Origin of the sequence: Vibrio sp. 99-70-13A1, assembly GCF_013114625.1 — a bacterium.
In the GTDB taxonomy this organism is placed as follows: domain Bacteria; phylum Pseudomonadota; class Gammaproteobacteria; order Enterobacterales; family Vibrionaceae; genus Vibrio.
Genome location: NZ_VTXD01000003.1, coordinates 230,909 through 244,805, shown reverse-complemented (window position 1 = coordinate 244,805; position 13,897 = coordinate 230,909). Strand labels below are relative to the sequence as shown.

13 protein-coding genes are annotated in these 13,897 nt (G+C 41.9%); 8 read left to right on the top strand and 5 right to left on the bottom strand.

Translation table 11 applies throughout. The annotated features are described in order from the left end of the window. Positions 1–95 precede the first annotated feature (95 nt). Entirely contained in the window at positions 96–1,244 is a 1,149-nt protein-coding gene (locus tag F0226_RS04515) for a PLP-dependent aminotransferase family protein (RefSeq protein WP_171734520.1), read from the top strand. Positions 1,245–1,481: 237 nt separating this feature from the next. Then, positions 1,482–1,919, top strand: coding sequence for a hypothetical protein (locus F0226_RS04510; RefSeq protein ID WP_253820755.1), 438 nt, complete (start codon positions 1,482–1,484; stop codon positions 1,917–1,919). A 122-nt stretch (positions 1,920–2,041) separates the two neighbouring features. Here the strand turns inward: F0226_RS04510 and F0226_RS04505 are convergent, their stop codons facing one another. After that, positions 2,042–2,965 (bottom strand): LysR family transcriptional regulator, encoded by a 924-nt coding sequence (locus F0226_RS04505; protein WP_171734519.1) that lies wholly within the window; start codon positions 2,963–2,965, stop codon positions 2,042–2,044. A gap of 90 nt (positions 2,966–3,055) precedes the next feature. Here F0226_RS04505 and F0226_RS04500 point away from each other — a divergent pair, with 90 nt between their 5' ends. The 3 genes from F0226_RS04500 to F0226_RS04490 all read left to right on the top strand — a co-directional run bounded on the left by F0226_RS04500 (position 3,056) and on the right by F0226_RS04490 (position 5,628). Continuing rightward, positions 3,056–3,298, top strand: a complete 243-nt coding sequence (locus tag F0226_RS04500; protein ID WP_171734518.1) for a DUF2798 domain-containing protein — start codon at positions 3,056–3,058, stop codon at positions 3,296–3,298. Between the two features lie 95 nt (positions 3,299–3,393). Then, complete coding sequence (locus F0226_RS04495; RefSeq protein WP_171734517.1) at positions 3,394–4,308, top strand: GNAT family N-acetyltransferase; 915 nt, start codon at positions 3,394–3,396, stop codon at positions 4,306–4,308. 336 nt (positions 4,309–4,644) lie between these two features. Continuing rightward, a complete protein-coding gene (locus tag F0226_RS04490; protein WP_171734516.1) occupies positions 4,645–5,628 on the top strand; it encodes a rhodanese-related sulfurtransferase in 984 nt (327 codons plus the stop codon). Positions 5,629–5,809: 181 nt separating this feature from the next. On the opposite strand, the gene F0226_RS04485 is transcribed toward F0226_RS04490, so the two are convergent. Then, positions 5,810–6,187 carry a DUF1840 domain-containing protein gene (locus tag F0226_RS04485; RefSeq protein WP_171734515.1) on the bottom strand — a complete coding sequence of 126 codons (378 nt, stop codon included), beginning with the start codon at positions 6,185–6,187 and terminating at the stop codon, positions 5,810–5,812. A gap of 31 nt (positions 6,188–6,218) precedes the next feature. Next, positions 6,219–9,167, bottom strand: a complete 2,949-nt coding sequence (locus tag F0226_RS04480) for an alkaline phosphatase family protein (RefSeq protein WP_171734571.1) — start codon at positions 9,165–9,167, stop codon at positions 6,219–6,221. A 315-nt stretch (positions 9,168–9,482) separates the two neighbouring features. Here F0226_RS04480 and F0226_RS04475 point away from each other — a divergent pair, with 315 nt between their 5' ends. Beyond that, positions 9,483–10,664 carry a GGDEF domain-containing protein gene (locus F0226_RS04475; RefSeq protein WP_253820754.1) on the top strand — a complete coding sequence of 394 codons (1,182 nt, stop codon included), beginning with the start codon at positions 9,483–9,485 and terminating at the stop codon, positions 10,662–10,664. A 51-nt stretch (positions 10,665–10,715) separates the two neighbouring features. Here the strand turns inward: F0226_RS04475 and F0226_RS04470 are convergent, their stop codons facing one another. Beyond that, positions 10,716–10,997, bottom strand: coding sequence for a hypothetical protein (locus F0226_RS04470; protein ID WP_171734514.1), 282 nt, complete (start codon positions 10,995–10,997; stop codon positions 10,716–10,718). Between the two features lie 159 nt (positions 10,998–11,156). Between F0226_RS04470 and F0226_RS04465 the strand changes: the two genes are divergently transcribed. Continuing rightward, entirely contained in the window at positions 11,157–12,065 is a 909-nt protein-coding gene (locus F0226_RS04465) for a pirin family protein (RefSeq protein ID WP_171734513.1), read from the top strand. A 386-nt stretch (positions 12,066–12,451) separates the two neighbouring features. Here F0226_RS04465 and F0226_RS04460 read toward each other — a convergent pair whose 3' ends face one another. Further along, entirely contained in the window at positions 12,452–12,733 is a 282-nt protein-coding gene (locus F0226_RS04460; RefSeq protein WP_171734512.1) for a pyrimidine/purine nucleoside phosphorylase, read from the bottom strand. A 339-nt stretch (positions 12,734–13,072) separates the two neighbouring features. On the opposite strand from F0226_RS04460, the gene F0226_RS04455 reads away from it, so the two are divergent. Beyond that, positions 13,073–13,534, top strand: a complete 462-nt coding sequence (locus F0226_RS04455; protein WP_253820753.1) for a DUF2850 domain-containing protein — start codon at positions 13,073–13,075, stop codon at positions 13,532–13,534. The last annotated feature ends 363 nt before the right edge of the window (positions 13,535–13,897 follow it).

Here is a 13,897-nt window from a genome sequence, read left to right as displayed (position 1 = left end):
ACATGTTTGTAAGCATAAACGGACACGCCTGTTTTTACAATTGCCGTGTAATATCAAGCGATAAAATAAAAACGAATAACAACGAGACACAACACATGGAAATCGCACAGTCATTACAACAGATCCAATCTTCATATATTCGAGAGATCCTCGCAGCCGCAAGCGATCCCAATGTGATTTCATTAGCCGGCGGCTTACCGGATGAGAAAACATTCCCTATCGAGTTAATGAAGCCAACGCTAGAAAACCTAGCGAACATGCCTGAAGTTTTCCAATACGGCTCGACGGCGGGTTACGGCCCATTACTTGACCACCTTACGCAAAGCTACCAATTGCCAGAGAGTCATACGGCGATGATCTGTACCGGTTCTCAACAAGGTTTGGATTTGATTGCTCGTGCGTATGTTGATCCGAATGATGTGGTTGTAATGGAAGCGCCAAGCTACTTGGGTGCGATGCAAGTGTTTGGTTTGGTTCAAGCGAACATTGTGACTGTGTCTCAAACTGAATTTGGCCCTAACCTAGACGAACTAGAAACCTGCTTTGCACAGCAATCTCCAAAGATGTTCTATGCGGTGCCAGATTTCCATAACCCAACAGGCGTATGTTGGACAACAGAAACTCGTCAAAAAGTGGCTGAGCTTTGTATCAAATACAACGTGGCATTCATTGAAGATGCGCCATACCGTGAGCTACGTTTCACAGGCGCAGAATTACCAATGGTTTCTTCGTTCTGCCCTGATAACTCTATCGTTCTTCGTTCATTCTCTAAAATTGCATCGCCAGGTTTACGCATTGGCGCCGTAACAGGTAAATGCAGCTACCTTGAACCACTGATCAAGGTGAAGCAAGGCGCAGATTTACACTCAAGTGTGCCAATGCAAGCGCTGCTCGTTGGTCTTCTGAAACATGAAGATTTCAACCTGCACATGGAAAACATTCGCACGCTGTACAAGTCTCGTTATGAAGTGCTGTTTTCAGAACTAGAAAAACAACTGCCTGCAGACTGTGTACTGAAAACAGTAGACGGCGGGATGTTCATTTGGGTTGAAACCCCAGAGTGCGATACCTTCGAACTGGCTAAAACTCTACTCTCTAATGGCGTGGCGGTGGTGCCAAGCCCAGTATTCTATCCAAAGGCTGATGAAGCAAAAGCTGCACTGCGCTTGAACTTCACTAACGCCAATCCAGAAGAATTGACCGAAGCGGTGAAACGCTTATCGGAAGTACTTAACCAAGCGTAACTTCTGATTAAGTAAGACAGATTCAATATCAAGGTCCTACTATATGGCCCTGCTGTATTTTTACAGCAGGGCTTTTTTGTTTGGCACCTTCACAGCTTAATCTTTCAATCTTTCAATCTTTCAATCTTTCAAATATGCATTCATCACGTTCAACATTGTCTATTTTTGAATGCTAAGAACCTGCATAAGATAAGCACATCAAACGACGACACCACTTATCACTGAAAGGTTATGACTATGAGTACACAACAACTGATTCTTGAGCTTACGTTAATCGGATCGATGTTTTTAATCACCGGCTTTTTCCTATTTCGCTCATACAACTCAAGTGATGCGCTGTCTCTGAAAGCACAAAAAATTCTGACTGGCTTACTGGGTGCATTCCTTTTGATGGCAGGCACCGTAAAGTTCTTTGACCCGTTCACAACCATGTTTGCGAAGCAGATTGCGTTTAGCGAGCTTCCTTTCCCAACGCTTTCTCGCTGGGCAGGTCAGTTAGGTGAGATGACGGCAGGTGTGTTGTTGTTAGTGGTTATGATTGGCGGACGCAAGCTGAACACCGAATTACGTAACAAGGCGATGCTCGCTTCAACACTGCTGACTACGGCTATCATGGTGGTTGCGGTATACGTTCACCTTTTGCCAAGCGTGCCTGCAGAGGTGCTACCACTGTAATCGAAACCGCCAGTAATGACGCTGGTCATCCTTGGTTTAGCTTGGCTCAATGCTTACCTGTACCACAAGAACAAATAGAGCTATCGGAATAGTTCAAACCTCAACGCCAGCTTAGTCTGGCGTTATTCGTTTCTGTCATCATTAATCGATGCCAAAAACTCAGAAGAATTTTCAAACCTCTCAAAAATCATATCCCTAAACGCCACCACTCGGCTTGCTATCAGCTTTCTATCCGCCCACAGCATAAATGCTTTGCCTGTTGGGCATTCCACGTCTGGCAACACCTGCACCAATTTATCTTGCGATGCAAAGCGCTCAAATGACGATTTTGGCATCAAGCATATTCCTGCCCCTAATAAAGTCGCCTCAATGTTGAGCCTTAAACTGCTGACCGAATACTTAGGTTGGTAAGGCACACGAATGGTTTTACCTTGCTGCTTCAAATCCCAATAAGGCATGTTATTTCCAGACAACAAGCGATGTGAAACCAACGCTTCAGCACTGTTTGGCGTACCATTTTTCTCGATATAACTTGGAGAAGCCGCTAACACCAATGGAGACTCAAACAACTGACGTTGGATAAGGTGTGTGGCATGCGGAGGGCTGGTCACCAAGGCCAAATCGATCTGCTCATCAAAGAAGCGTTCTGTGCCTGCGCTGAAATGAATCGAGATATTCACCTCTGGGTGCATCTCCATAAACTCAATCGCGAGCTTCTGTAGAAAATAATCCGCGAACGGTTCTGGGCAAGACACACGAATCTCACCGGTTAGCACAGGCTGGCTATTGGATAGCTGAGTCCACTCATGATCAAGCTGAGAAAAAAGCGAAGCAAAGCGTTGATAATACTCATCACCCGCCGTCGTCAACTGGAACTGCTTAGCATTGCGGTGCACCAGCTTTTCACCCAGTTTATCTTCAAGGTGAGCCACGGCTCTAGATAAGGTTGGTGCAGACACATGGGTTTGCAGGCTTGCCGCGGCAAAACCACCACACTCAACAGACTGGCAAAACAGGTATAGATTGGAGATATCTTTAGCTTTCATATATGCACGATTCAGATTCAAATCTGTCTATTTTTGATTGTTACTACCGAGATTAGAATAGTGCCATCAATGAGTCAATCGGAGCACATCATGAAAAAATTACCACGTAAATTCCAATACCCACTTATGGTTTCTATGGTACTGCCAACCATGCTACTCAGCATGCCTGCCATTATGGTTGCTAAAAACTTACCACAAGGCGGCGTGTTTTTTGATGCTTGGCTAACCGCTGTCGGTCAAATGCTTCCATCAGCCTTATTATTATTGGCTGTGGTTGCCCCAACAGTTCGACTGTTCGTGACTAAGGTGTTGTTGGAACCGGTGAACAAATAGAACTGTACATTTGTTGATAGTATCAACATTGTTGACATTAAACGGTCTTTAGGATTATTGTTGACACTATCAACGTATATTTCTATGGAGTGTGTATGTCATCAGTTATGCAGATCAGAAGCGAGTTACGTTATCTCGTTCGCGAGCTTGGGCTATTGGATAAGAACTGCCTCAATTCGGGGTTATCTCTGACACAAGTCCACCTTCTTACTTATCTTCGTAAGAACGGACCTACTCCTTTTTCTGAGCTCAGCATTCAACTCAGTGTCGAAAAAGCATCACTGAGTAGAACGCTCAATTCTCTGGTAGAAAAGCTCTATATCGAGACCTCACCAAGTGAAACTGATAAACGCCAGAAGCTGTTTTCACTGAGAGAGATGGGATTAAAGCGACTAGAAGAAGCCGATGATTCAGCCAATAATGAGCTGTCTCAACTGCTAAGCTTGATGAATCCAGAAGATACGAAAAATGTGATTGATGGACTGCGAGCATTACGATTAAGTGCTTTTCGTAAAAACGCCACTCACAACAGAGCCAGAATACAGATCGAAGCGTGTACACCTGTGTATCGCGCTGAGATAGATTCACTGATCCAAGATACCTTTGCGGATGAACAAAATATTCCTGAGAGCCTCATTCCTCTGTCTGCCGATATCAACCAAAAGTGGTGGCTAGCCCGATCAGGGGAATACGTATTGGGTGCAGTGGCAGCTTGGGAACAGGAAAGCGAATGGCACTGGGGGCGTTTTGTTGTCGACAACCGGTTCCGCGGTCTAGGAATAGAGAAAGCCTTAGCTCGATACTCATTAGCGCAAATCCTGCAAGAAACAAATGAGATCTACATCGAAGCTCGCGATACAACAGTCAACATCGTCAAAACACTCGGCGGAGAAGTGCAGGGAGATAAATTCGATTTCTACGGAATGCCAGTCACACCAATGCGCCTTACCCAAACTCAGTTTAATGACGTAACAGAAGGACAAGAATTTACGCTGCCTAATCACCTGTAGATTAAACATCGCAACTCCAAGCATCAGCTTGCTACAACCTGCCAATCACTATTTTGGCAGGTTTGATATTATTCAGGCTCTCTTTGGTCAGCCGTTCTGTATCAAAAACCAGCTCCTGCAATCATTAACCCACACTTATAGTAATGATAAATAACCCTTCAGTTAGTTGGTTTTTGTCTTACATTGCCTTGGTTATACTGCGGCGGATTTTAATTAGCCAACATGACAAAGCCAAGTTTACGTTTAAGTTTAAGTTTAGCTAAGCTCACCAACTGAGCTTTGATCATAAAAGGCAACGCTCTGGATTTACGTTCCAGCTCGCAGAAAGGAAAAACCATGTCTCAATATGTTGTATGTGCTCTGTATAAATTCGTAGCACTTGATGATTACCAAGAAATTCGCCAGCCACTAACTGACGTTTTAGAAGCTAACCAAATCCGCGGTACTTTGTTACTTGCGAGCGAAGGCATCAACGGCACAGTTGCGGGTAAGCGCGAATCTATCGACGCCCTTCTTCAATGGTTCAAACAAGACTCTCGCTTGGCTGATGTTGTTTACAAAGAGTCGTTCAACGAAGAACAACCATTCAACCGTACCAAGGTTAAGCTTAAGAAAGAGATCGTAACCATGGGCGTTGAAGGTATCGACCCTCTTAACGTTGTTGGCACTTACGTCAAACCAAATGAATGGAATGACTTAATTTCAGATCCTGAAGTACTTCTTGTTGATACACGTAATGATTACGAAGTTGATATCGGTACATTCAAAAATGCCGTTAACCCAAATACGGAAACCTTCCGTGAATTCCCACAATATGTTGCTGATAACTTAGACCCTGCTAAGCATAAAAAAGTCGCGATGTTTTGTACCGGTGGTATTCGTTGTGAAAAATCGACTGCCTACATGAAAGAGCAAGGTTTTGATGAGGTTTACCACCTTGAAGGCGGCATTCTAAAGTACTTAGAAGAAGTGCCTGAAGAAGAAAGCATGTGGGAAGGTGATTGCTATGTCTTTGATGGCCGTGTTGCGGTTAACCATCAATTAGAGAAAAGTGGATACGATGTATGTAACGCATGCCGCTTACCGATTACCGCAGAAGATATGCAGTCAGTTCATTTTGAAAAAGGCGTTAGCTGCCCTAAATGTATTGATAAGCACAGTGATGAACAAAAAGCGCGTTTCCGCGAGCGTGAGAAGCAAGTTCAACTGTCTAATGAACGTGGCGAAACCCACGTTGGTGGTGCTGCAGCGCAGCTTATTGAGCAACGTAAGAAAGAAAAGCTAGCGTTAAAAGAGCAACAACGCTCTGCTAAAAAATAAGTACTGAGTTGCTATTGCTCAGCCGCTGAATAAGCTTTTCTAGCTAAGTTACCGCTCAAAAAAAAGAAAAGACAACCTAAAAGAGCCAGTGTAAGCAAGCCTATGTCTTAGATAGACTTCGCCTAACACTGGCTCTTTTTGTAGGTATTGATTCTGTTTCAAGTATTTTAGCGTTAACTAATTAGAAGCTTTTATTACTTGAATCTTCCCACATCACTTCGCATTCTTCTTTTACAGCAGACTCTAGCAACTCTAGTAATGGAAAAGCTCGATTAGCAATATTCACAGGCACATCAGTGTAGCTATCACCTTCGTTTAAATCGTCTGCGTTCAGATCATCGTCGATGTCGTCATAGCCCGTAGATTGTTTGCGTTCCGCTTCAAGGCGCTTTTCTGCTTCTATTGCCGCGCGTAAACGAGCAAGCGCATCAGGAATAGAAGACGCATCTAACGCTCCTGGAATATCGCCACTATGACCAAGTAATTTAATCAATTGCAGCCCAACATCACCAAACATGGTGACATTAGAGTGCGACTTACAGCTAAACGTAATTAACATAATAAAGCCTCTAATGGTTCACTTATCCCGTTTAAAGGGCTGACTTTTGAATAGTCGGTTGAATGATATCTAATTTATTGATTAACGAAGGATACCCCCAGCCATTTTCACCCGCAATGACTTCTTCCCCTGTTAGGTATTCAAACAAAGTTGGGGCTAGAGATCCGTTAGATTCAATATTCATAGGCACAGGTTTATCTCCTATAGGAGAGCCCCAAAACCCAAGAAAAGCATCTTTCTCTAAATAGTCTTCACCCGCATGTCGTCCTGGTACTTTGGTGTTATAACCAATGCCTTCTTTAGGGAACAGGTTTACGGTACCTGCGCGATCTTCTAAATACACATCCACTAATTGGTTTAATGCATCAGGTCTTGGAGTTAACTGGGTAAGGTTCTTCCATTCTTGACGGCTGCACCAAGTCTCAACTTTGTCTTTGTCGGCTCTATTTAGGCACTTATCGACTAAAGCGGAATACTGCGCGAACGCAATATGGGTAGGCTTTGGAAGATATGGATTCAATTCTTGCACATTTAAGAGTTTCGGACGTTGCTTCGCCATCACAGACTCATAGAAAACCTTGTCCCCGTCTCGCGTGATAAGCTCATCAATTCGCTGGGTATCTCTATTACCAATCACTCGCACCTGGCAAAAACTCGCATTGCACTCTTGCTCTCTTACCACTAAGTAATCGAGAGTTTCAGGTAAGCGTTGAACCGTTTGATCAATAATATCGATAGCTTCACCAGCAGGCGCGGCGATAGGCTTCCACTGTGTCAGTTCAGAGTATACAGGTTGATGCTTCCACCCTAGTTTGGAATTAAAGAAATCCATCATAAAATTACCACCAGCTGTCGAAGCAACGACCACATCTACCTCTTTTAAGCTTGGGAAGCTCAGAGCATTGGTGATCTTTGGTCCTTCACCTTCATCTGAAGATATCTTTTTGACCACAATCGGATAATCCAATTCTTTCTGTAAGTTCTCTAATACCTGCTTTTCAGGGTTTAGGGCATAAAAGACAGGCGTTAAACCATGGTCACCAGCCATGCCCCACAAGGTTTGATCATAAATACCAGCCGATTTATAAGTATTCTCTATTTGAGTTAACCAATAGTCCAAACGATTTAACTCCCCCGTTGGCATCAAAATTTCATCACTGAATGGGCCGGTGAAATGGGCAAAATGATCAGGCCATGGGTTATACACTAAGGTGTAATCTGGCATACCTTTACCATCTAACTTTGAGTATGCGCTAATGGCTTGTTCAACCTGAACTTTCTTCGCCATTTTAGTAAACACATCAAATCCAGAAATAGACATATAGGCATTAATATCTTCAATTAATGCGGCGCGCTGTTGCTTTAAATCAACCTCAACTTCCGCACGCAACTGTAACTCTTTAACACAGCGCTTTTCACCATAGTCCCGTAAAGACTCTCCCAACCCAAGGTTCACTAACCCATCGTAAGTGGTGTGTGCGTTCCAGTCATACTGGCCATTACAGTTAAGTGTTTTCAGATATTCTAGGCGATCAAACATGGTTTTCACCTTTCGATCTGCCATTAAAATATCAAGCTGTAACGCATCATTACCAAAGAAGTAATACGCGCGGTCTTCTTCACGATCGACAAAATGGAAATTAGGAATACCAGTTCCCCCTTCCCCTGAAACTTTCGCACCAGTCTTAATAATCGGTAGGTTTCGTACACTGATTGTTGGCGTCGATGACACACCCACACGGCTTATATTTTGTTTGTTGTCACGATATAAGCGCTTAAACAGTGGCAGGTAATGGGGGTCTTTATAGACTTGTTCCGACAGCACTTCCATAAAGCGAACTTGTTGCTCATGTTTTGGTTCTATGACAGGTTCAAGGATCGGTTTGTAAGACGCTCGCTGTTCGTGCTTTTGGTAAGCTTGGCGAATAAAAGGAGAAGTCGGATCGACAAGCCCTTCCATCAAACCTTGCTGTAAACCATCCACGGTCACTTGTACCGCAAAGCGTCGGTTTTGCTGCGAGTAAAGAAACTGCACAAGGCTATTCGGGCTATCGTCAAATGCCTGCTGCATCCAATCATTCAGTGCAATTGCGCGTTCTTCTTTAAAGACAAACTGGCGATAAGCTTTAAGCAAGTTAAGACGAACAAAGTCGATCAGTGTAATTGTCAAAGCTTGAGCTTTATTATTCGGCTTTGATAAGTATTCTGGCTTGCCATCTTCTGCAATGGCGAGCAGAGCCCATTTCATCTCGCCGTCATCCATGCCAAAAGCAGCTTTGTTGATCAAATCAACAACAATCGGTTGAACGGTATTAATGATGGCAAGATCTTCATCTGAATCAGTTAGGTAAGTATAAGTTTCAGGTAACTGATCCATATCCTGCCAAACACCAAGATCAAACAAGGCATCGTAAATCACCACCATATTGGCAATGAATTGGTCATCAACTTGAATACCTTCATGATGGCCTGTGGGCTCTGTGGTTTTGATTGGTTCGTCAGCATGTTTCTCTGCACCACCTTTAACAGAGGCATGTCCTTTATGAGCACCGCTATCACTTACAGAAAACAAGCTATGTTCAAACCCTTTCAGCACTTGTTCATCATAAATTGTGGACAGGTATTGCTTAAACTCGTCTTCGCTGCTTACCCCTGAATAACGGTCATAATAAGTATATAAAAAGTAACCTAAAGGAACAGAGTAAGTAGGGTTAGAAAGCTGAGCAATCACTTTTGCTTTGAGCTTTACCTCAAGCGGTAAAGTCAAAATATAAGTATCCAACGTCACACCAGCAATGGTAAATAAAGCCGCATCTCTTGTTAAGGTTGTCGAATAACTTAATGTAGAAAGAACCTGATTTTTTAAGACTTCTGATGAGCTGAATATCCCGCCAACAATAGGAGTGGTAGAAATATCCGCAGCAGCAGGCAATGACAGTAATGATGCACCTAACATTGGGAAAACTCTGCTTTTACGCATTTTTGATGGAAAAGGTCTCAATATACGCTTAGATTCTTTTTTCATAATCACGCTCTAATCTATAAACTGGTGTTATTGTTTCAGGTTCTTGTTATTAGTCAATAAAATGCCACTTCGCACAATAACCATATAAAAAGTAAGCAATTAAAATTTCGTCATTAATACGCCTGTTATTCACTGGTATGAATATAACCCTTACATTCTTTATATGAAATTTAGAGCTTAGTCACATCAGATGAGTGTGATATCCATCCAAAATCATATATTTCACCTAAGCTTAACCTGCAAATGAATATTTACATGCTAGGGAAAAGTATGACTAATCTTGTGGGGAGACACTTAGAGGAAATGGCGGATATCCGCTCAACTCGAAAACAAAAAATAGTGTACCTATGTTCTTTGGCTTCCTCTGTTTTGTTCTTTTTTTATGCATGGACGTACCTGCAAGCTCATCAATTGATTTTAGCTGGCATCGATTTTTCTTTCGCGATTGTGGCGCTCTTTAATGCCGTGTATGTCAAACAAGCCCAGCACCCTAGATATTCAGACTTAATCTTGAGTTGGGTGTTACTGGTTCAAGGCACCATTCTTTTACTGTATAGCGAAGCCATTCCCGATAGAACGCTTTGGCTATACCCTATCCTTGCGACTGTCATCTTCATTAACGACTTTAAAATTGGGTTACTGCTGAGCATGTCGTTTTGCGTACTTATTAGCGGGCTACTGGTGTTCTCTAATTCAGCTTTCTCTTTACCCGTCGACTCAACACACCGTTTGACAATAAGCCTATTCACCATGAGCGTGGTGTGCCATACCTCAGCTTATTACTACAATAAAGTGGTCAGCTATATTCAATGCTTATATCAAGAAGGCATTGAAGACCTCGCGTATATGGATCAGTTAACGGGTCTTGCTAACCGATGGAGCTTTGAGAATTGGGCATCAGAAAAACTCAGAAGCGTGAATACTAAACATTCAGTCACCGCTTTGGTTTTCTTGGATATTGATAACTTTAAATCCATCAATGATAACTACGGGCATGACGTGGGAGACAGGGTCCTGCAACATTTCGCAAAGCGCTTAAGTAATAACATTCGTACCAAAGATAGAAAAACAGAAAAGCACGATTACTCCATTGCGCGTTTCGCTGGGGATGAGTTTGTATTGATGCTTTATGATGTACGTTCAATTAATGATTTAGATAGCATCCTAGGAAGGATTTGTCGTTTATTTGATAACGGTTACAAAAATCAAGAACGGCTTAATGAGCTAACGTTGAGTGTAGGAGTGGCTTTGTACCCACAAGATGCGACTGAATTACCTGAACTGACCCGATGTGCAGATAAGGCGATGTATCACGCTAAACATTCTGGGAAAAACCGTTTTGCTTATTACCACAATAATCCTTCATCGACCAAAATTGAAACATGCCCAGATATATTCTCTCCCTTAGTTAAAGGCAGCAATGTTACCCCGCTAAAAAAACGGAAAGAATAATCCAGCGTTTAGCTTACTGTAATGAACCAATACTAGGTTGACTAACAAGTACTAGTTAGTCATATACATTGCCCATAAGCTAATCAGACCAATCATAATGATCCATATAACCTGCCTAGCTTTATTCGGCTTTGATGATTTCGATTTGACTACAGGCTTAAATGCCGCCTTTTTTGCTGACTCAAGGAATCGGTCTTCGACGAGCTGCTTTTGATCACGTCTATGTACCGCTTTATTGGCAACGTGAGTAAACCTTTGTCTTTGATCCGATGTGAAATCATCCTCGAAACCAATTTTACCGTGCCTATCTTGATGTTTAGGTTGTACAGCCAAAATTGCCTCCTTACTCAAATGACCATGACTTAATTATAGTCAGTTTTTCTTACTTAATGATCATTCAAAATTTTCGAATATGTCACTCAATGTTATACGGTCTTCTTTGCACTTTGGATTACTTACACTGTCTTCATTCCAATTAGACAGGACGCCAACATGACTAACATTAGAAATGTTCAACAAGTTATCAATGCCCATGCAACTTCTGATGGTGACGGTGTAAAAATCAGCCGAGTCGCTGGTTTTAATAATGCAAAATTCTCGCCATTTTTGATGGTGGACGAATTAAAGTCTGACGAAAGTAAAGATTATGTCGGTGGCTTCCCCCCTCACCCGCACCGAGGTATCGAAACTCTGACCTATATGGTGCAAGGGCATTTTCAGCATAAAGATCATATGGGCAATACTGGTGAGCTAAGAAGTGGTGGTGCCCAATGGATGGCTGCAGGTAGAGGCGTTATTCATAGCGAAATGCCAGTCATGGAAGAAGGAGCATTGCACGGTTTCCAAATTTGGATAAACCAGCCTGCAAAAAACAAAATGACGCCGGCTCGTTATCACGATTTTCAGCCTGAAACAATCTATGAGCATAGAGCTTCTGACTTAGGGTTAGTAAGAGTGATTGCAGGTGATATAAAGCTAAAAGACCAAGTAATTCAAGGACCTTTAAGCACAACAGGCGTACCATTAAGTGTTGCAGATTGGAAACCTGAAACAGGTGGCGAACTATCATATGCTCCACCAGAAACTCACAACGTGATGGTCTATGTATACCAAGGTGAGCTGACAATTAATGACCAAGTGATTCATCAAGGTCAACTTGCTTTACTGCCATCGCAAGAATTTTTAACACCGGAAGAAAAAGCTTTAACACCGCTAGAAGAAGCGGGTTCAAACGAATCATGGGTAAGTATGCAAGCTGCGAAGAATTCTGGAGCGCTATTATTCAGTGGGGAACCAATAAACGAACCTGTTGTTCACTACGGACCTTTTGTTATGAATAGCATGCAAGAAATTGAGCAAACGATTCAGGATTACAACAATGGGCTTTTCGAAACTTACTAATTTCAGATTTTGATTGTCAATTTGAGAATCATTTTAGATTTGTTGGAAACAGTCTACTTTTACGTGTAAATCGAGTTTTTATCTTGAGTCTACGCCGATGGTTACCAGCTATTAACCCTAGTTGAATCGTAACTCATTAAGTACTAGGACTAAGATGTGATGGCTAGGCTACGCAAAATGGATAGGACGTATCTTAGAAATGAAAAACACTTATTTTATTGCCTTTTAATAAGTGAATGCTTGAATTCAACACAAATTTGCCACGCTTTAAATAAACCTAAAGCGTGGCCTTTTTCTGTTCAACTGCTTTATATTAAGGCACTTGAACCAATTTATTCGGGTATGACCGTCTCATAGCAGACAGTCTTAATCCTGTACAAGCAGAATTATAAATACTCACACAAGTAAGCTGTTGCTTCTGTTACTTGAACGTCAAATGACGAGTCACCGACTACATCAAATGAAGCACCATCACGGTATGTTGACCAATCAGAATCACCGACTCGTTTAATCGTCAGGGAACCTTTTACTACTGTCATTTTTTCAGGGGCAGCAGTACCAAAGGTATACTCGCCAACTGCCATAACACCCACACTGATCTCAGCGTCATTTTGTGAAAAACCAAGTGACTTAACGCCGCCATCAAAATATGTATTTTCTTTAATCATGTTACTTCCTTGTGGACTGTTAACGGCCTATCGACCAAATATTTACAACAAACTTTGTAACTAATTCCATTAAGTCACACAAGCATTAAATACTCTATGTTGAAATATTTATATCGCTTAGAAAAACTCAAATCAACTCCCCAGCTTCCCAATAGCCCGCACCCTAGTTACCCAACAGCGAAATCACCAAGCTAAATATCTCAATACCCAAATAGAGTCCTCCAAACTAAAATTTGGAAGGGAAGTTGGCTTAAGACCTAGTGTTTCGCAAACTTATTTTGCAAATAAACACTTTAATCAATAAGATCAACAGTCGGATCAAGCGATGGCTAGGCTTTTATGGCAAACAAAAAGAAATCAAATCATGCACGAAACATGCTGATAGCTCGCGTGATCTTTGGTGGTTTTGCGCTAGCTGCTATTGCTTGGGTTGGAGTTTCTTCATACCAATCACATTTAGAATTTACCGACCCTAGCAATGTCTATGGAAATTGGATTGAAGTAGGTTCCCCGCCCTATCAAACGGATAAACTGTCATTATCTGAAAAAGGCGTTATTCGTAACCATCGTTTAATTAGTACGAGCTTTGAATTTGATGGCTCTAATATTTTAATCACTACGGGCAGCGGTGTATCCATCTATAAAATGAGCGGTAATATACGTTCACCACAATTAAAACGAATTTCACCGGCAGTTCCCCCACAAACTTTGGTCAAAGAAGGCTTCGAGCATACTGTGACCTCGGTCAGTGGCGGTGCCTCTCAAAGACGAGCTTCACTCGCTGAGCACTTCAATCGCTAGTATTAGCTTATCCTCTATCCTCTATCCTCTATCCTCTATCCTCTATCCTCTATCCTCTATCCTCTATCCTCTATCCTCTAGTAAATATTAGTCATGAAAAAACTATCCGCTACATTCATCGCATTTTCCTTTAGCTTATTTCATTTATAACCACTTATAAGACTTTTATTAGAACGATATTAAATTTATAAAACATGGACTCAATCCCTCACTCAAGATGTAACAAATTGATAACGACAAGTAATTTATCGACTCTCAATCGAAAAGCGATTTATTTTCAGTTCTGAATTTAAAACTCTTTTGAATACTAGATGGGATGCTCAATTTCGATCCAAAAAGAAAAGAGCAGCTTATGAAACTGGC

What these genes read in the sequence shown, in the direction of transcription:
- F0226_RS04505 (WP_171734519.1), bottom strand. Translation starts at nt 2,965, where the DNA reads ATGAAAGCTAAAGATATCTCCAATCTATACCTGTTTTGCCAGTCTGTT.
- F0226_RS04465 (WP_171734513.1), top strand. Translation starts at nt 11,157, where the DNA reads ATGACTAACATTAGAAATGTTCAACAAGTTATCAATGCCCATGCAACT.
- F0226_RS04515 (WP_171734520.1), top strand. Translation starts at nt 96, where the DNA reads ATGGAAATCGCACAGTCATTACAACAGATCCAATCTTCATATATTCGA.
- F0226_RS04475 (WP_253820754.1), top strand. Translation starts at nt 9,483, where the DNA reads ATGACTAATCTTGTGGGGAGACACTTAGAGGAAATGGCGGATATCCGC.
- F0226_RS04460 (WP_171734512.1), bottom strand. Translation starts at nt 12,733, where the DNA reads ATGATTAAAGAAAATACATATTTTGATGGCGGCGTTAAGTCACTTGGT.
- F0226_RS04500 (WP_171734518.1), top strand. Translation starts at nt 3,056, where the DNA reads ATGAAAAAATTACCACGTAAATTCCAATACCCACTTATGGTTTCTATG.
- F0226_RS04510 (WP_253820755.1), top strand. Translation starts at nt 1,482, where the DNA reads ATGAGTACACAACAACTGATTCTTGAGCTTACGTTAATCGGATCGATG.
- F0226_RS04480 (WP_171734571.1), bottom strand. Translation starts at nt 9,167, where the DNA reads ATGCGTAAAAGCAGAGTTTTCCCAATGTTAGGTGCATCATTACTGTCA.
- F0226_RS04455 (WP_253820753.1), top strand. Translation starts at nt 13,073, where the DNA reads ATGGCAAACAAAAAGAAATCAAATCATGCACGAAACATGCTGATAGCT.
- F0226_RS04490 (WP_171734516.1), top strand. Translation starts at nt 4,645, where the DNA reads ATGTCTCAATATGTTGTATGTGCTCTGTATAAATTCGTAGCACTTGAT.
- F0226_RS04495 (WP_171734517.1), top strand. Translation starts at nt 3,394, where the DNA reads ATGTCATCAGTTATGCAGATCAGAAGCGAGTTACGTTATCTCGTTCGC.
- F0226_RS04485 (WP_171734515.1), bottom strand. Translation starts at nt 6,187, where the DNA reads ATGTTAATTACGTTTAGCTGTAAGTCGCACTCTAATGTCACCATGTTT.